This window comes from Pseudoalteromonas sp. N1230-9, assembly GCF_032716425.1.
In the GTDB taxonomy this organism is placed as follows: Bacteria; Pseudomonadota; Gammaproteobacteria; order Enterobacterales; family Alteromonadaceae; genus Pseudoalteromonas.
Map to the genome: position 1 here is coordinate 867,641 of NZ_CP090419.1, position 18,204 is coordinate 885,844.

18 protein-coding genes are annotated in these 18,204 nt (G+C 40.1%); 9 read left to right on the top strand and 9 right to left on the bottom strand.

The genetic code is table 11. The features are described from left to right. Window positions 1-15 precede the first annotated feature (15 nt). Both LY624_RS04090 and tal read right to left on the bottom strand, forming a co-directional pair. Window positions 16-207, bottom strand: a complete 192-nt coding sequence (locus tag LY624_RS04090) for a DUF3545 family protein (RefSeq protein ID WP_062570233.1) — start codon at window positions 205-207, stop codon at window positions 16-18. 186 nt (window positions 208-393) lie between these two features. Then, complete coding sequence (gene tal / locus LY624_RS04095; RefSeq protein ID WP_130151001.1) at window positions 394-1,344, bottom strand: transaldolase; 951 nt, start codon at window positions 1,342-1,344, stop codon at window positions 394-396. A 221-nt stretch (window positions 1,345-1,565) separates the two neighbouring features. Between tal and yaaA the strand changes: the two genes are divergently transcribed. Further along, window positions 1,566-2,345, top strand: a complete 780-nt coding sequence (gene yaaA, locus LY624_RS04100; protein WP_237119648.1) for a peroxide stress protein YaaA — start codon at window positions 1,566-1,568, stop codon at window positions 2,343-2,345. Between the two features lie 128 nt (window positions 2,346-2,473). After that, window positions 2,474-3,409, top strand: a complete 936-nt coding sequence (locus LY624_RS04105) for a mechanosensitive ion channel family protein (protein ID WP_237119647.1) — start codon at window positions 2,474-2,476, stop codon at window positions 3,407-3,409. Window positions 3,410-3,499: 90 nt separating this feature from the next. On the opposite strand, the gene LY624_RS04110 is transcribed toward LY624_RS04105, so the two are convergent. Further along, entirely contained in the window at window positions 3,500-4,231 is a 732-nt protein-coding gene (locus tag LY624_RS04110) for a DUF3800 domain-containing protein (RefSeq protein WP_130151004.1), read from the bottom strand. Between the two features lie 376 nt (window positions 4,232-4,607). Between LY624_RS04110 and LY624_RS04115 the strand changes: the two genes are divergently transcribed. After that, window positions 4,608-4,886 (top strand): type II toxin-antitoxin system RelE/ParE family toxin, encoded by a 279-nt coding sequence (locus LY624_RS04115; protein WP_054554252.1) that lies wholly within the window; start codon window positions 4,608-4,610, stop codon window positions 4,884-4,886. Then, window positions 4,886-5,179 (top strand): HigA family addiction module antitoxin, encoded by a 294-nt coding sequence (locus tag LY624_RS04120; RefSeq protein WP_054554253.1) that lies wholly within the window; start codon window positions 4,886-4,888, stop codon window positions 5,177-5,179. The genes LY624_RS04115 and LY624_RS04120 overlap by 1 nt, the downstream gene beginning before the upstream one ends. 265 nt (window positions 5,180-5,444) lie before the next feature. On the opposite strand, the gene serA is transcribed toward LY624_RS04120, so the two are convergent. From serA to LY624_RS04145, 5 genes are all read right to left on the bottom strand, one after another. Beyond that, window positions 5,445-6,674 carry a phosphoglycerate dehydrogenase gene (gene serA / locus LY624_RS04125; protein ID WP_130151005.1) on the bottom strand — a complete coding sequence of 410 codons (1,230 nt, stop codon included), beginning with the start codon at window positions 6,672-6,674 and terminating at the stop codon, window positions 5,445-5,447. Between the two features lie 14 nt (window positions 6,675-6,688). Next, window positions 6,689-7,342, bottom strand: coding sequence for a ribose-5-phosphate isomerase RpiA (rpiA, locus tag LY624_RS04130; protein ID WP_130151006.1), 654 nt, complete (start codon window positions 7,340-7,342; stop codon window positions 6,689-6,691). 54 nt (window positions 7,343-7,396) lie between these two features. Continuing rightward, on the bottom strand, window positions 7,397-7,993 hold the full coding sequence (locus LY624_RS04135; protein ID WP_341803923.1) for a 5-formyltetrahydrofolate cyclo-ligase: 597 nt from the start codon (window positions 7,991-7,993) through the stop codon (window positions 7,397-7,399). Window positions 7,994-8,006: 13 nt separating this feature from the next. Next, window positions 8,007-8,570 (bottom strand): hypothetical protein, encoded by a 564-nt coding sequence (locus tag LY624_RS04140; RefSeq protein WP_341803924.1) that lies wholly within the window; start codon window positions 8,568-8,570, stop codon window positions 8,007-8,009. Window positions 8,571-8,686: 116 nt separating this feature from the next. Further along, window positions 8,687-10,204, bottom strand: coding sequence for a S10 family peptidase (locus tag LY624_RS04145; RefSeq protein WP_341803925.1), 1,518 nt, complete (start codon window positions 10,202-10,204; stop codon window positions 8,687-8,689). Window positions 10,205-10,445: 241 nt separating this feature from the next. Between LY624_RS04145 and LY624_RS04150 the strand changes: the two genes are divergently transcribed. The 5 genes from LY624_RS04150 (at window position 10,446) to mrcB (ending at window position 16,317) form a co-directional block, all read left to right on the top strand. Continuing rightward, on the top strand, window positions 10,446-11,675 hold the full coding sequence (locus LY624_RS04150) for a response regulator (protein ID WP_130151010.1): 1,230 nt from the start codon (window positions 10,446-10,448) through the stop codon (window positions 11,673-11,675). A gap of 332 nt (window positions 11,676-12,007) precedes the next feature. Further along, window positions 12,008-12,346 carry a P-II family nitrogen regulator gene (locus tag LY624_RS04155; RefSeq protein WP_054554260.1) on the top strand — a complete coding sequence of 113 codons (339 nt, stop codon included), beginning with the start codon at window positions 12,008-12,010 and terminating at the stop codon, window positions 12,344-12,346. Window positions 12,347-12,355: 9 nt separating this feature from the next. Beyond that, window positions 12,356-13,585 carry an ammonium transporter gene (locus LY624_RS04160; RefSeq protein ID WP_062570248.1) on the top strand — a complete coding sequence of 410 codons (1,230 nt, stop codon included), beginning with the start codon at window positions 12,356-12,358 and terminating at the stop codon, window positions 13,583-13,585. Between the two features lie 160 nt (window positions 13,586-13,745). Further along, entirely contained in the window at window positions 13,746-13,907 is a 162-nt protein-coding gene (locus LY624_RS04165; RefSeq protein WP_083515349.1) for a YqaE/Pmp3 family membrane protein, read from the top strand. A gap of 85 nt (window positions 13,908-13,992) precedes the next feature. Then, complete coding sequence (mrcB, locus tag LY624_RS04170; RefSeq protein ID WP_130151011.1) at window positions 13,993-16,317, top strand: penicillin-binding protein 1B; 2,325 nt, start codon at window positions 13,993-13,995, stop codon at window positions 16,315-16,317. Here mrcB and LY624_RS04175 read toward each other — a convergent pair. Then, entirely contained in the window at window positions 16,280-18,139 is a 1,860-nt protein-coding gene (locus LY624_RS04175; RefSeq protein WP_341803926.1) for a methyl-accepting chemotaxis protein, read from the bottom strand. The two genes, mrcB and LY624_RS04175, sit on opposite strands and share 38 nt — an antisense overlap. Window positions 18,140-18,204: the final 65 nt, after the last annotated feature.

The following is an 18,204-nucleotide window of genomic DNA, read 5'->3' on the forward strand; positions in this document are numbered from 1 at the left end:
ATTGGGCCTTTGAATTTACAAAAAGTCTAGCTCATCAATAGCAATACTATCTGTAAAGTAGTCTAACTCCTGTAGTTCTTTGCGTAATCTATGTTTATCTTTTAACGCTTCGATTTCACGCCATTTTCTCTTCTTATTTTTTGTAGAGGTCTTTCTTGTTTTATTAGGACCTTCTAATATTTCTAAAATATCGTCTAGGCTATCCATGAACTTCTCCTATTGATTTTTTGAACCTCGGAAATACCTATACCACAGGCTGCTTAAAAATAGAATAAAAAAGTGACAATACTGTTACAGAACTGTGATTGATAGATGAATAGATCAAGAGTTTAGTTATTTTAGAAACAAAAACGCCACCGAGCGGTGGCGTTTCAAAAAATGCTGCTGTTCGAATTACATCGCTTTAAAGCGAGCTTCTAATTCAATTTGAGCTTGTGCGAATGAGCGGATACCTTCAGCTAGTTTCTCTGTTGCCATTGCATCTTGGTTGTGTAACCAGCGGAACTGGCTTTCAGTTAGCGGTGCTGGTTTTTCTTCAACAGTAAAGTCGCTCTCTAGTAGGTACTCTTGTGCATCAGTTAATTGGCCTAACTCTTCTAAAAGAGCAGGGCTAATCGTTAACTTATCACAGCCCGTAAGCGCGATGATCTCGCCTGTGTTACGGAAGCTTGCGCCCATAACAACCGTTTTGTAATCGTGGCGTTTGTAGAATTCGTAAATGCTACGTACTGATTGCACACCAGGATCGTTTAGCGGATCTGTTGGTTTTTCCATACCGTTAGCAACGTGCCAATCTAGAATACGGCCAACAAATGGTGAAATTAAAAATACATTTGCATCGGCACATGCGCGGGCTTGTGCTTCAGAGAATAGCAGCGTTAAGTTACACTTAGTGCCTTCTTTTTCAAGCTGTTCTGCGGCTTTGATACCTTCCCACGTTGATGCAACTTTGATTAATATTTTATCTTTGCTCACGCCTTCTTTTTCGTAAAGGCTCAGTAAAGTGTGAGCTTTGTCGATAGTCGCTTGGGTATCAAATGATAAACGAGCGTCTACTTCTGTTGAGATATAGCCTGGTACGATTTCGCTAATTTCTTTACCGATTAATACAGCAAAGTAATCACATGCTAACTCAAGTTGTTTAGCTGCATCTTGCTCGGTCTCTTTAGCGTACTGCCACGCTTTATCTAAATAAGGCTTATACGCTTCAATTTCACTGGCTTTTAAAAGTAAAGATGGGTTTGTTGTTGCATCTTCTGGTTGGTGCTTTTTGATAGCTTCGATATCACCTGTATCTGCAACAATAGATGAATGCTGTTTAAGCCTTTGTAGTGCTGAAGTCATTTGCTTTCCTCATTCCAAGCAAGTTAAAAGAAAATCCATTATAGCGGCCTTAATACTGCAACACTATGACAGTGTTTAATAGGTTATATGTCCTTAATTTAGAAAACCAAGGCATTAGGTGTAAAAATGCAGTGTATCAAGGCAGGATGAAACAAAACGTGCATTTTGATTCAATTAATGTTGAAATTGACATCAAACAAATTACAAGTCAATAGCTAACTATGATCACTGTTATTTCACCAGCAAAAAATTTAGATTACGAAACACCAGCCACGACCGATAAATTCACTCAACCTGAATTACTCGAGCACAGCGAAGAGTTAATGTCAGTTTGCCGTGATTTAACACCTGCTCAAATTGGTAGCTTGATGAAAATCAGCGATAAACTAGCTGGTTTAAACGCAGCACGATTCGCTGAGTGGTCACAGCCCTTTACTACCGATAACGCAAAACAAGCAGTGCTAGCATTTAATGGTGATGTGTATGGTGGTTTAGATGCTGCAACATTGACAAGTTCAGAGCTAGATTATGCACAATCTCACTTACGTATTCTGTCTGGTCTTTACGGTGTGCTGAAGCCGCTTGATTTAATGCAAGCTTATCGCCTTGAGATGGGCACAAAGCTTGAAAACCCACGTGGTAAAAACCTCTATGAATTTTGGGGTAGCGTGATAGCCGAACAACTTAATACTGTGCTTGCCGAGCAAGATAGCAAGTATTTAGTTAATCTTGCTTCTAATGAGTATTTTAAAGCGGTTGATAAAAAAGCCTTAAATGCACAAATTATCACGCCACACTTTAAAGACTGTAAAAACGGCCAATATAAAGTGATCAGCTTTTATGCGAAAAAAGCTCGTGGCATGATGGCGCGTTACATCATTGAAAATAAAGTTACCCAATTGAGTGATTTAAAAGATTTCACCGTTGCTGGTTATTACTTTAGTAGCGATGCAACAGCAAAAGAATTAGAGCCTGTTTTCTTACGCGAAGAGCAGAACTAATTTTTAGTAAAATGAATTAGAAGAGCCGTGCCAAGCACGGCTTTTTTATGGTTTTAATATACTAAATTAGAAATGGCGTTCATCTTGCTAAATACTTTGTTGAGCAATTAATTCAACAAGGTATAAAAATGTTAAAAATTCCGTCAGTAAGTGAAGCTGAAAAGCTGATAGAAGAAAAACTCGGTGGCTGGGTTGATATCATCATAAGCCATATTCCAAACTTTATTGTCGCAGTCATTATTACTATCGTGTTTTCACTGCTGGCGCGTATCGTTGGTTCAATGCTCAGAAAGCTACTACGCCGTTCGTTAGAGTCTTCGCAAATAGCAGACTTAATGTCGTCGATAGTAAAAGTCATCGTGTTGTGCGTAGGCTTATTTGTAGCCCTTGATTTCTTGGGGCTCAGAGGCACTGTCACCTCATTACTCGCGGGTGCGGGCATAGTTGGCCTTGCCATTGGTTTTGCCTTTCAGGATATGACAGAGAATCTTATAGCAGGTATTGCTATGGGTATTCGCAAACCATTTAAAACGGGTGATGTAATTCGCACCGAAAGCGTGTTTGGTACTGTTAAGGCGATTAACCTTAGAAACACTCTTATCGAAAACTTTTATGGGCAACTTATCTTGGTGCCTAACAAGATTCTGTTTAGAAATATACTCAGCAATTACAGTACATTAGGTGTGCGTCGTATCGAGGTGCCTGTGGGTATTTCGTATGCCGACGACCCCGAGCAAGCCGCTGAGGTGATTGTTAAAAAAATCAATGAGTTTGATTTTGTTATTAAACAAGAAGAAACCGCGGTTTACGCCGAAAGCTTTGGTGATAGCAGCGTTAACTTACTGGTTTGGTTTTGGATTAAATACCCAGGTGAAGCGGATTTCATGACCGTTCGCCATAAGGCTGTTGTGGCAGTTAGAAACGCGCTAAGCGAAGCTGACATGACCATCCCATTCCCAATCCGCACGTTAGATTTTGGTATCAAAGGCGGCGAGAAATTAAACGCCATGATAAGCGAAAGACAGCAAGATAAAGACGCAGATACTCAAGTAACCGATGAGTAAAATTTACAGACTCATTGGCGTGATTTACACAGGGAAGTGTGGTTGTGGGGGAGTTTATTCGCAAAGAAAGTGATTAGTAATAAAGTAAAATTATTTGTTAATTCTCATATAATACTCAAACTCCTCTCTACTTATATTAGTTATTGAAAAGTTTGGTATAACTTGCTTTGTTGCAGGAATAGCTCTCGTTTCCAGAGGGAAGTGCCAAATATTAAAGTCATTGTTCGGCATTGTATCGTATGCTAGAGAATCCCAACCTAGAAGACTTGCCATTTTACTTATAGCTATTTTCTTAGCTAGCTGCATTTGTGCCGAAGGATTAAAAAACAATTGATAACTGCTGTTAACTGCACCAGTTAATATATCTACTGTTTGTAAGCCCCAGTGATATTTAGAATCTTCCATTGCAACATGATGTACTTTTGAACATGTTGGCAGCTTCGCTAACATATGATTTGTTACTATCTGCATTACTTCATTTTGTTTTGAATAAGAGCTAGATTTTTGATCTGCAAAGACAGTTATTTTTGCATTTTTCGAACGGCTACTCTCACGGATGAGGAAATCATAAGTTGTGTAAAAAGCTGTCTCCTCATTGCTATGCCACTTTCTATAAGGTTGTTTATGTACTGCTATAGCATGAAATGAAACAGGACTAGTTAATATGAATCTCAATATATCTATACATAAATTTATCTGACCAGCACTTTTCCTAACTTTTTCCCATTTTATTTCACCTTGTAGACCACTATTATCGTAAATGTCAGAAATCTTTTGATTGAATGCAGCGAAGTAGTGCTTGGGAATAGCAATTATACCTATCGTGTGGCAGGGACATCCTTTTGAGGTGCACTTTCATCGGCAAATGCAAATATTTCATCCATGACTCAAATTCCTTTTGACTCTCAATAATTTGGTTGTTTATAAACTGCACAAATAAATAATAAAAACATTCTTAACAAATTAACTAAGGAAATACTACCGGAAAGTTATCTTCAGTAGCTGATGTTCGCGCGAAATAAATTTCACGCCTAGGGTGAGCCGTTTTGACTTAGCGCTTAAAATTTACGGCTTAAAGCTTTTAATTACCGCGTTGGTTTTTGCTCCGCCTCAAATTTTAACCCACGGGCTATTCCCCCTAAGTAAGGGGGTTACATTTTAAGTGGACACCTGTTGCGCAACACGCTACACTTTGGCAATGATCAAGACATTCAAACATAAAGGCTTGAAAAAGTTCTTCGAGACTGGAAGCAAAGCAGGGATTCAAGCCAAACACGAGCGCCGTTTGAGAATGCAACTAGCCGCTATAGATACCGCTTCGATTATTGAAGATATCGACTTACCCGGATTTAAGTTGCACCCATTAAAAGGCAATCGAGATGGTGTTTGGTCAATAACTGTAAATGGTAATTGGCGAGTAACATTTGAATTCAAAGATGGTAACGCCTACATATTAAACTACGAGGATTATCACTAATGACTATGCATAATCCACCGCATCCGGGTGAATTTATTTCCGATGTATATATGGAGCCTTTCGGTTACAGCTGTAGATTTGTCGCGAAACAGTTGGATGTCTCACCTTCAACTCTTAACAGAGTCCTTAAGGGGCAGAGCTCTATTACTCCTGAAATGGCATTAAGGTTATCTAAGGCTTTGGGTAGAAGCCCTGAAAGTTGGCTATCGATGCAGGATAATTACAATCTTTGGCAAGCTAAACAAAACGTTAACCTTACCAAGGTACACCCTATTAGTTTTGCAGTGGCGTAATGAGAATAATCACAAGCTTGCTGCTACTTTGGCTGTTCACCTGAAATTTTTTGTGTGTTATTTACAGGAAATAAGCCATCGCGCGAAATAAATTTCACGCCTACGATGAGTTATTTTGACTTAGAGTTTAAAATTTACGGCTTCAAGCTAGGTTCCCGTGTTGGGTTTCGCTACGCTCAAACCAACCTACCTTAAAGTTTTGTTCTACAAAAAAGCGCAAGCAGTTTAACTGGTTGCGCTTTTTAATGATTCTATATGCGAATGATTAGTGGAGGATACGTGCTCTGATTGTACCTTCAACGGCACTTAGTTCTTTGAGGGCTACTTCAGAGTGGTCGGTATCTACATCGATGACCACGTAACCAATCGCTTCGTCAGTTTGTAAGTACTGGGCGGCGATGTTGATGCCGTGCTGTGCAAACGCTTGGTTAATTTGCGTTAGAACACCTGGGCGGTTGTGGTGCACGTGTAATAAGCGGCTGCGGTTTGCAAGCTCAGGCAGTGATACTTCAGGGAAATTAACTGCCGTAATGGTTGAACCATTATCTGAGTACTTAGCAAGTTTGCCCGCTACTTCAATACCGATATTTTCTTGTGCTTCTTGTGTTGAACCACCAATATGTGGAGTCAGAATTACGTTATCGAACTCGCGCAGCGGTGATACGAACTCTTCATCATTTGATTTTGGTTCTACAGGGAATACGTCGATTGCTGCGCCGCTCAGCTTTTTATCACGCAATGATTCTGCTAATGCATCGATATCAACAACCGTACCGCGAGAAGCATTGATCAAGATGGCGCCTTGCTTCATTACTTCAAGCTCAGCCATACCAATTAGGTTTTTCGTTTGCGGTGTTTCTGGTACGTGTAAGCTAATCACATCGGCACGTTGTAGTAACTGAGTTAGGTTATGAACTTGCGTTGCATTACCCAGTGTAAGCTTGTCTTCAATATCGTAAAACTCAACGTTCATACCGATGTTTTCAGCCATGATCCCTAGCTGTGTACCAATGTGGCCGTAACCAATAATACCTAACGTTTTACCACGTGCTTCAAATGAGCCGTTGGCAGATTTTAACCAACCACCACGGTGCGCGAGAGCATTACGCTCTGGAATACCGCGAAGGAGTAATAAAATTTCACCTAGTACTAATTCTGCAACAGAACGGGTGTTTGAGAATGGTGCGTTAAATACCGCAATACCACGTTCACGGGCGCCTTGCAGATCGACTTGGTTAGTACCGATACAGAAGCAGCCGATTGCCACGAGCTTATCAGCTGCTTCTAATACCGCTTCATTAATATGAGTGCGAGAACGAAGTCCTACAAAGTGCACATCTTTAATGCGCTCAATGAGCTCGTCTTCAGGTAAGGAGGTTTTTACGTAATCAATATTACTGTAGCCATTACGCTTAAGCGTTTCGACAGCACTTTGATGCACGCCTTCCAGCAAGAGAATTTTAATTTTGTCTTTTGCTAACGATACCTTACTCATATCCTCATTCCTATTTACTTGATTTGCGGCCCATTTTTGGTGCCGATAATGACTTTATCTGCACCGCGATGGGCAAATAAGCCGTTTGTTACTACACCCACAATCTGATTGATTGTTAGTTCTAATTCTTTGGCATTGCTGATATCTAAATTGTGCACGTCTAAAATGACGTTACCGTTATCTGTTACAACACCTTCACGGTAAACAGGATCACCGCCTAGTTTTACGAGTTCACGAGCTACATAGCTGCGTGCCATTGGGATCACTTCAACCGGTAGTGGAAAAGCCCCTAATGTTGTTACTTCTTTAGATTCATCAACAATACAAACAAATTGTTTTGCGACTGCTGAAACGATTTTTTCACGTGTCAGCGCTGCACCACCGCCTTTGATCATTTCGTTGTGTGGGTTGATTTCGTCTGCGCCATCAACATACACATCAAGGCTTGATACCTCGTTTAGTTCAAACACTTCAATACCCAGTGCTTTTAACTTTTCAGTTGAAGCCTCAGAGCTTGAAACTGCACCAATAAGGGTGTCTTTTACAGTACCCAGTGCATCAATAAAATGATTGACTGTTGAGCCTGTACCTACACCAACAATGGTGTTTTCATTTACAAACTCAAGTGCTGCCCAGGCAGCGGCTTTTTTTAATTCATCTTGCGTCATAATTATGTGCTCAGTTAGCTGTCAGAGAGGGCCTATAGTATACAAATAGTTTGCTTACCATTGGTAGATTTTCTCTGGGGTTATAATGTGTTTTAACGGTACATCCCACGATTCAATTGGCAATGCTGAAACATGCTGACATTGATGGGCAAGGCCTATCAAAATCGGTTTTTGCCAGTTTTCTTGGTAATACCGTGCCAATGTTTTGTCATAAAACCCACCGCCCATTCCTAAACGGTTACCTTGATCATCGAATGCCACTAATGGCATAAGTAAAATATCAAGCTTGTCTAAAGGACATATTTGACTGCAATTCAACTTGGGCTCCAAGATACCATAGCGGTTTGCGGTCATGGGTGAATTTTCTTCATACCTCTGAAAGTACAAAGTCGTGCCATTGAAGGGGTGAATTATAGGCAGGTATAAATGCTGTTCTTGCATCCATAATTCTTTAATTAACAATGAGGTGTCTAGTTCGCCATCATTGCTGAAATAAATGCCGATGTGGGCGTTTTTAGCGATTTTTAGTGATTTTAAGTGTTGAGTAAAATTCACTTTTAGCGCAATTGCTGCATTTTTTTGTTGTTCAACAGTCAGTGAATTGCGCTTTTTTCGAATAGATTGTCTGATTTCTGCTCGCGTGTTGCTCATGTCAATATAGGTGTTAACTTTCTAAAAAAGAGAAAAACTCAGGAAAAAGCTCTACAACGCCAAGAATAGCTAATAACAAAATCACCATGGCGATGAGTGAATAAAGTAATGTATTAGAGCGTTTTTTAACGGGCTCTGTTAACTCTTCTTCCAGTAGCAAGTCATCTTCTTGCCAGCTATCGTCGCTATCTTGTGGATTGGTACTCTCACTCTCAGGCAAGCGCTGCTCTAGATCATCAAGCTTTTCTTCAAGGCGAATGAGGCTGCTTGTAATGTAATCTAAGGCATCAAAAATGCGTTCATCACGTTGTTTAGCCTCAAGACTTGCATTCGTTTGTTGATTAACTTGGTTTTGATTGACTGGCTGGAGTTTTGCTTTAATCCCTACGCTTGCTAATAGCTTTGCTTGCTTTAATGCTTTTTCTTGTTCGCTAGGGGCAAAGAGTGGTTTATGTTCAAAAAGAGTGGCTACTTTATCTGTATTTGTTTTTAATTTTGCTGCAAGTTGCTCAGTAGCATGTGCTTGATCAACACCGGCTTCTAGCCCTGCAAACATCACACGAAATTTTTCAGCCATGTTGTGATTATCCAATTCCTTAAATCAATGACTTGAGTATATACCCAAATAGATTAGTGGATAAACAAAAGCCCGTGTAAAACGGGCTTTTTCTTTCTAAATGAGTCATCGTCTAGTTAGTACTTAGCTGCTTTGCCTTCAGCTGGTAGTGATTTAAGGATAAACTCACGTAAGTCATTATTTGATGATTCAAGATCAGCGTGACGTAAATACATCATGTGACCACTGCGGTAGCCTTTAAAGCTTAGGCGGTCTTTCATTTTGCCGCTCGGGTCTAATTGCCACATTGTGTATTTAGCATCAAAGTAATTAGTTGCACCATCGTAGTAACCTGATTGGATCATTACATTTAAGTATGGGTTTTGCGCCATCGCTAAACGTAAATTTTCACCTGTGTTATTACCAGTACGATCCCAAGGGTGAACATTGCCAAATAGGTTATATTTGATATCTGTTTTGTAGTTAAGCTCTTCACGTAGGTAATAGTTAATTGCTGGCGTGAATGAGTGCAACCATGAGGTAAGCTCTGCCCAGTAATCAGGTGATTCACCTGCATCACGTTTATCAATACCTAAATAACGAGAATCTAAACGACCTACCGTTTGACCGCGCTCGCGTAATAGCTCTTTCCAGAAGAAGTTAGTTGGAATATCAAGGTTGTTTTGTTCAACAAACTTTTCAGATAAACCTGCGTATTGTGCTGCTTGCTTGATGATTGCGCGTTTTTCATCGGCAGCCAAGAAGCCACCTTTAGCAATTGCTGGTAAGAACTTATTAACGGTAAACTCTTCAACTTCAGGTAGTAACTCATCTAAGTCTTTTGCTTGTAGGTCTGCGCTGAGGGCTTTGTGGTACCAAGCCGTTGCGGCAAAGTACGGTAGACGATTTGCAGCTTCTACAGGACCTTCGCGTTTAATACCAATTTCAGTTGGTGATACTAAAATAACACCGTTGATATACATCCACTGGCGGTTTTGTAATTCGTGAGCAAGGCCTGAAACGCGAGTTGTACCATAGCTTTCACCAATTAAGAACTTAGGTGAGCGCCAGCGCTCGTTGCGCGACACAAAGGTATTTAACCACTCTGCTAAGTATTTGATGTCGGCGTTTACACCAAAAAACATTTTTTGTTGGTCAGCTTTGCTTGGTAACTCACCTTTATCATTTTCAAGGATGCGAGAGTAACCCGTGTTTACGGGGTTGATATAAACAATATCAGCCACATCTAAAATTGAATATGGGTTATCTTTTACGCCATAGGGTTGAATTGGGTAGCCTTCGTCATCAATTTTTAATACGCGAGGTCCAGTATAGGCAAGGTGCATCCACACTGACGCAGAACCAGGGCCGCCATTAAATGAAAAAACCAATGGGCGTTTTGTTCTGTCGTCTACTTTATCGCGGGTATAATAAGTATATTGCAGCGTTGCAACCGCATTACCTTGTTCATCCCAAACTGGTTGGGTACCTGTTGTTGCAGTATAAGAGAAGCGTTCACCGTTAATACGTGCTTTATGTTCTGTAACAACACTGCTGTCAACGTCTATGCGTCGTTCATTATCAGCAAAGCTGGGTGTGCTGAAGGTCAGTGTTAGGGCTGTTACTGACAAGCCAATAAAACTAACTAGTTTCATGTTGATTCCTTATTATTCGAGTTGCTGCTATTAAAGAGAAAAGCTCGCTTGAAGACAAACTATTGAGACTAGTGACCAATAATAGCTGTTAAATAGGAAGATTCTGTAAACTGCGCAGTTAATTACAAAAAAGTACTTTTTAATAAAGATATTTTGCTTAATCATTTAGCTAGATTAAAAAATAACGTATATTTGGCATGTTGGTAATTTGTGTACATGTGCATAGAAAAGAGAAGTTGCAATGCAAAGAGTGTTAGTTGTTGAAGACAGTAAAGTAGTACAGCAAGTGTTACGCCACTTATCTGCCCACTATTTAGATGTGGATGTCGACTTTGCTTGGTCTTTGCAAGAAGGTATCGATTTAATCGCTGAGCATGACTATACCCTCGCTTTAGTTGACTTAACACTGCCTGATGCGATGAACGGTGAAGTGGCTAAATACACCTTATCAAAGAATATTCCTACCGTTGTGTTAACGTCTAAAATTGATGAATACATTCGTCAACAAATGCTAGAACTTGGTGTGGTTGATTATGTTGTTAAAGATAATCGTGACTCATACCACTATGCCATTAAGCTTGTTGCACAATTACTCAGAAACCATGGTTCAAAGGCACTTGTTGCCGATGATTCGGTATTAAGCCGCACCTTGATGAAGCAAATGCTAGAAAAGCAGCTTTTTAATGTAAGTGATGCCCATGATGGTGAGCAAGCATTGCAAATGCTCAAAGATGATCCTGAAATAAAGCTTCTTTTGACTGACTATGCAATGCCAACGATGGATGGTTTTGAGCTTGTTAAAGCAGTGCGTAATTTTCGAGGCCGTGATGACTTAGCTATTATTGGTTTATCAGGCGCAGGTAAGCACGGTTTATCGGCACGTTTTATCAAGTACGGTGCCAATGACTTTTTGACCAAGCCATTTATGAATGAAGAGTTTCATTGCCGTGTAATGCAGACGATGGAACAGCTTGCCCTAATCGCAGACATTAAAGAAAGTGCATACAGAGATCACTTAACTGGGCTTCATAACCGCCGTTATTTTTATCAATACGCCGAGAAAATTCTAAAGAAAACCGAACAAGAGAATGTGCTTGCATTACTCGATATTGATTTTTTCAAAACTATTAACGATCAGTTTGGTCACGAAGCGGGTGATCATGCATTAAAGCAAGTAACAAGCTTTTTAAAAAGCAAGTTCGACGACTTCACAATTGCTCGCATTGGTGGGGAAGAATTTGCAGTTGTGTTAGACAACATGGATCTTGAAAAAGCAGAGGCAAGGCTAAATAGTTTTAGAGAACAACTTGCTGAGCACCAATTTTCAATTAATGGCGAACCTTATTCACTCACTATCAGCATTGGTATGACCGCATTTCAACATGTCTCACTCACAGCTGCAATGCGCTTAGCTGATAAAGCTTTATATCAAGCTAAACAGCAACAGCGTAACTGCGTAGTACGTTTGTAGCACCAATACGCAATAAGACTTAATCATTTTGAGAGATTAAAACTGTTTCTAACCGATTGAAAAATAACTACTTTACGACTGCGTGGATGCATAGCAATTACTAAGCATAATTAAATAACGAAATGTTTGCTTTGCTATAATCAAGGTTTCATTGCTTGAATTGCACCAGTGCTGGTTAATTGTTAAAAAAATGCACCCTTGTGGTGCATTTTTTTTGTTTGTAAGTGGCTGATTGTATTTAAATCGTTGAAAATAAATAATAAAAAATAGTGGCACAAAGGTTGGATTGTTAAAGACAACAGGATAACAATAAGCGTCCGAAGGGGGCCACTATGAAAATGATTAGTGCAATAATAAAGCCATTCAAACTTGATGATGTGCGTGAAGCACTGGCTGATTTAGGCATTGAGGGGATGACAGTTGTCGACGTTAAAGGCTTTGGCCGCCAACGTGGACATACTGAGCTATACCGTGGAGCTGAATACCAAGTCGATTTTATTCCTAAAATTAAACTTGAAATTGCAACTCGTAGCGAAAATTGTCAACGCGTTGTTGAAACCATCACGAAAATTGCTTCAACAGGCAAAATTGGTGACGGCAAAATTTTTGTTTACGACCTAGACCAAATCGTCCGTATTCGTACCGGCGAACTTGATGAAGAAGCAATTTAAGGGGGATTTATGGAAAACACGATTGTAGAGTTGAAGTTCTCACTCGACACTTTTTACTTTTTGATGTCGGGTGTTTTAGTCATGTGGATGGCTGCCGGTTTTGCGATGCTTGAGGCGGGTTTAGTTCGTGCAAAAAATACAACAGAAATACTAACTAAAAACGTAGCACTTTTCTCGATCGCCTGCACCATGTTCTTACTTGTGGGTTATAACATCATGTATGTTGATAACGCAGAAGGTGGTTTTGTTCCTTCTTTTGGTGCGTTAATTGGTACGCAAGCAGCTGATGCAAATCACTCATTAGAGTCTGATTTCTTCTTCCAAGTTGTATTCGTTGCTACAGCTATGTCTATTGTATCTGGTGCTGTTGCTGAGCGTATGAAGTTATGGGCATTTTTGATCTTCACTGTTGTAATGACAGGTTTCATTTACCCGATTGAAGGTTATTGGACTTGGGGCGCAGGCTTTTTATCTGAAATGGGCTTTGTTGACTTTGCAGGTTCTGCAATTGTTCACGGTGCAGGTGCTGCAGCAGCGCTAGCTGGTGTGCTTTTCCTTGGGGCTCGTAAAGGTAAATACGGTAAAAACGGTGAAATTTACCCAATTCCTGGTTCTAACTTACCACTTGCCACATTAGGCACATTAATCCTTTGGATGGGTTGGTTTGGCTTTAACGGTGGTTCACAGCTGCTTGTTTCTGACGCTGAAAATGCAACAGCTGTGGGTAAAATCTTCTTAAACACTAACGCAGCAGCGGCATGTGGAGCTATTGCAGCACTGTTCGTATGTAAAGTGCTTTGGGGGAAAGCTGATTTAACTATGGTATTAAACGGTGCGTTAGCAGGCCTTGTCACTATTACGGCTGAGCCAGCATCACCAACACCATTACTTGCTTGTCTATTAGGTCTACTAGGCGGTTCACTGGTTGTATTTAGTATTGTTGCACTTGATAAAGCAAAAATCGATGACCCTGTCGGTGCGATTTCTGTACACGGTGTGTGTGGTGCATTAGGCATTATGCTAGTACCACTTTCAAACTCAGATGCAACCTTCGTTAATCAATTAATTGGCTTAGTGTGTATCTTAGGGTTTGTGTTTATCGCGTCATCAATCGTATGGGCAATTCTGAAAAATACCATGGGTATCCGTGTTACCGAAGAAGAAGAATTAAACGGTATGGATCAACATGACTGTGGTATTGATGCTTACCCTGAGTTTGTATCAGTTCGCAGTAACTAATTTTAGTGCGTGCTTCAGCACGCACATACAATAATCATTGTGTGTTCAAATCAAAGCTCTACTCAGGTAGGGCTTTTTTGCATTCAAAATAAGTGTTTTCTTATAGGCGATTTCAACAATATTGACTATGCTCAAATAACTTAATCAACAAGGGAATACTATGGATAACAAACTGTTATTAATTATTTTGTCATTGTTTTTACCACCTGTGGCTGTGTTTTTAAAAGCCGGTGTTGGTAAAGATTTGGTTATTAATATTATTTTATGCTTTATATTTTTTATACCTGCGGTTATTCACTCGCTTTGGTTATGTACCCGCTAATCGAGTTTAAGTGACTGTTAATTTTACAGGTGATAGAATTGCGACTGATTACACCTGTAAAATTAACTGACCAATAGCGAACTCAATGGCTGATAAAAAAACTCCTGCTAAAAAAACGCCAGCAAAGAAAACGGCGTCCACTAAACGAACGACTAAAAAACGCAAAACCTCTTCAAATACGACAGTAAAGTCGCGTATTTTTCGTAAAACGTGGTCAATTTTTTGGAAGTTATCCTTAGCTGTTGTGATTGCGATGGTGCTGTATCTTATTTATTTAGATGCAAAAATAACGCGTCAATTTGAGGGCAATAAGTGGCAGTTACCTGCGCAGGTATACGCGCGAGCAATGAGCTTTTACCCAGGGCAGTTTTTATCACAGCAAGAAGTTCTTTGGGAGCTTAACAGATTAAACTACTCTTCAGTTAATAAGCTTAGTCGTACAGGGCAGTATGTTAAGTCATCTAACAGCATTAAAGTGTATCGCCGCGAATTTGAATTTTACGATGGGCTTGAAGATGCTCGTGTTATTGAGCTTCGTTTTTCAGGAAAAAAATTAGCAACTATTAAGGATAAATTTGGTCGACGCTTAAATTCTGCGCGTTTGGAGCCTGTGCAAATTGCGCGAATTGGTAATGATTCGAACCAAGATCGTGAATTCGTTCCACTTGATAAGTTTCCTGCAATGTTAAAAGACACCTTGCTGGTGGTTGAAGACAGAGATTTTTATCAGCACCACGGTGTGTCGGTATGGTCTATTATGCGTGCCTTATACAGTAATATCAAAGCGGGAAGAACAGTGCAGGGGGGAAGTACCTTAACACAACAGCTCGCTAAAAATATTTACTTAACACGTGAACGCTCTCTTGTACGTAAGTTTAACGAAGCACTTATCGCATTGATATTAGACTACCGCTATAGCAAAGATGAAATTTTAGAAGCCTACTTAAATGAAGTATACCTAGGGCAATCATACAATCAGGGTGTTCACGGTATGGGGCTTGCCGCTGAATTCTACTTTTCTAAACCTGTGGATGAGCTAGAGTATGACCAAATTGCGTTACTGGTTGCTATGGTTAAAGGCCCATCGTACTACAACCCTCGCCGTTACAGTGAACGTGCGATGGAGCGTCGCGATTTAGTACTGCGCTTAATGGTCGAAAACAACTTAATAAATACACGTGAATATCGCGCATCGTTAAAGCGTCCAATTGATATTTCACCTATGAAAGATAGCCTACAGAAGTCGTATCCTGGTTATTTAGAGTTAGTTAATCGCGAATTAAAGCGTTTGTTACCTGACCAGCAAGTATTGGATGCTGGTGTGCGTGTCTTTACTTATTTCGACTTACAAAAACAAACTGCAATGGAAAAATCGGTTGAGGCAAGCTTACCTTACCTTGAAAGACGTCCTAAAACCGAAGAATTAGAAGCCGCTATGATCTCGGTTAACGTTGAAAAAGGCGGCGTGTCAGCTTTAGTTGCCGGTCGCGATGTTCGCTATTTTGGTTTCAATCGAGTATTAGATACTAAGCGCAATATTGGTTCATTAGTAAAGCCTGCTGTTTATTTGAGTGCTTTTGAAAGCGGCAAATTCAACCTTGCATCTTTGGTTGATGACTCTCCTCTAAGAGTAACGAATGAGCAAGGAAAAATTTGGCAGCCAGAGAATTTTGATAGGCAATTTAGAGGCATGATGCCGCTTTATAAGGCATTTAGTAATAGTATCAATATACCTGCGGTAAATACTGGGTTAGATGTAGGGGTCGATACAGTTGCAACGACCTTGAAGCGATTAGGAGTTGAAGGAAGCATCGATGAATACCCATCACTACTACTTGGGGCATTGGAGTTGTCTAGCTTTGAAGTCGCTCAACTTTATACAACACTTGCTGCTGATGGTCAGTATCGTGAGCTAACATCAATTTCTGCACTGACTGATTCGGTAGGTAAAGTACTTTATAAGCATAATGTTGAATCACAAAAGCGATTTGATGAAGCATCGGTTTATATGACCAAATATGCGATGAAGCGAGTAACTAAAGATGGCACAGCAAAACGTTTAAATGCCCACTTTCCATCGATTCAGTTAGCGGGTAAAACGGGCACAAGTAATGACTTACGAGATAGCTGGTTTGCAGGTTTTGACCAAAATACAGTAACCGTTGCTTGGATTGGTCGAGACGATAATAAAAATACCGGCCTAACAGGGAGTGTTGGTGCGTTAGAAACCTATATTCGTTATTTAAAACCGCTTAACCCTGAAGCCATTGCAGATACTCGTCCAGCTTCTATTCGCTGGGCGTTCATAAATGAAGAAACAGGTCTGCAAGCACCACCTGGCTGCGGCAAAGTGGTGCAACTGCCTATTCGAGCTAGTGAGTTTGAGCCTCGTCCGAGTTGTCGACGCTAAATGCTTTCATTGCATCGTTAAGTTGCTCAGCAAGCGCGGTTAAATCGTGTGCGCTTGCTGAGGCATTTTTTGATGATTTAAGCGTCTCTTCGGCTAAACAGCTTACCCGCTTGGCATCATTTAAAGCATCTTGTGTTGCACTCGTTTGCTCACCAACTAACTGCGCGATTTGTTCACCATGTTGACTGATTTCATCCATCGTATTTACGGCTGCAACTAAACTTGCTTTTGTTTGGTTAGCGGATGCTGCCCCTTGCTCCATTTTTTCGACACTTTGCTGCATTTTCTGCTGTGTTAACTGCAATGCATTTTGTAATGAAGCGATAATATCGTGTATTTCCTTTGTTTGTAGCTGAGTTCGCCCTGCCAATGTTCTAACCTCATCAGCGACAACAGCGAACCCTCGTCCTTGCTCGCCGGCTCTTGCAGCTTCGATCGCAGCATTTAAGGCTAAAAGGTTTGTTTGTTCAGCTATGTCGCTAATTCCTTTGCTTACTTGGCTAATATTTGAGGTGTCTTGCGCTAATGAATCCAGAGCTTTTAACCCTTGGTTAAACTCTTGTTGTAATTGTGCGATATGTTGCGCTAACTCCTCGCTATTTTTTGCGCTGTTTTGAACCTGTTTGGCAGCGCTATTGGCGAGAAAAACGGCGTGCGAGGCAGTTTTTTCAACATGCTCTGCCGATTGGCTCATGTTATCTAGTGAGTCATTAATAGCGCTAATGCTTTGTTGTTGCTCAGTAACATCATTGGTCGTTTTATTGCGGCTTTCAAATACGTGCTGAGTGGTACTTCTTACTGAGTGAGTGGTTTTTTGAGCATTATTGATAAGCGCCGTAAACGATTTTAGTAAATCATTGAATAGTAAGCTTATTGAGTTAAGCTCATCCTTGCCTTTTAAATCTAATCGCACGCCTAAATTACCTGTTGCAGCCTCTGTTGCTGCGCGAGAAAACTGCTTTAAAGTATCGACTAATGAGCGGTAAAACCCCATCATCAAATAACTTGCTATAAATAGGCTGATTAAAGCGGCAATGATAACCACAAGACGGGTCATACGTTGCTGTTTTAATTGCGCTAATATCATTGCCGATAAAGCCGGTTCACTGTGGGTAATAAAGTGATTAATTTTACTATTAATATTTACTTTTAAATTTGCAAGCTGCTGCCGTGTAAGTGCAATTTCATCCGGCTCAAGCAGGTCTTGGTTTAATGCTATAAAAAGTGCATTGATACTGCTTGAAAGTTGCGTTGCGGGTTCTGTTAGGGTGTTTTTGAGTTCTTCGTTTGCATTTAAAGATGTATTTAAACTCATTAAAAACTGTGACTCTAACTGCGGCAGTGCTTTAACTTGGTTGGATAACGTAATAAACGTACTCGGCGAAAACTGCCCGTTAGATATCACGGTTTCTGCACTTTGCATGGTTTTATTTAAATGTGTGATAAGAGGCGGTAGAGCGGTTACTAATGTGCGATTTAAGTAGCTACTACTGAGCTCATTTACAATAGCAAGTTGTGACTCAATCGAGACTATCTCTAAAATATTGTCGTCACCAGTGGCTGTATTCGCAAAATCTGCTTGTTGGGCAATACTGATATTATCAGCTTGATTTGCAGTGAGTAAATTAGCAAGTAATCGAGGATATATTTGAACCCCTTGATTTTGTTTTTGTGATATTTCAATTCCTTTACTTAAAACGCTTAGTAAAAAAAATAAACTTAAACAAAGAGGAAAAATTAAAATGCTAAACATTAGCGACATTTTTGCTTTGTAACTTAATTGTCCCATTAACAAAACAGCAGGTTTAATTAGATTATTCACAGATACACCCAGTTAGAAATTATATTAGGAGTAGACCTGTGATTGCGTTGTTTTTATTCATAAAA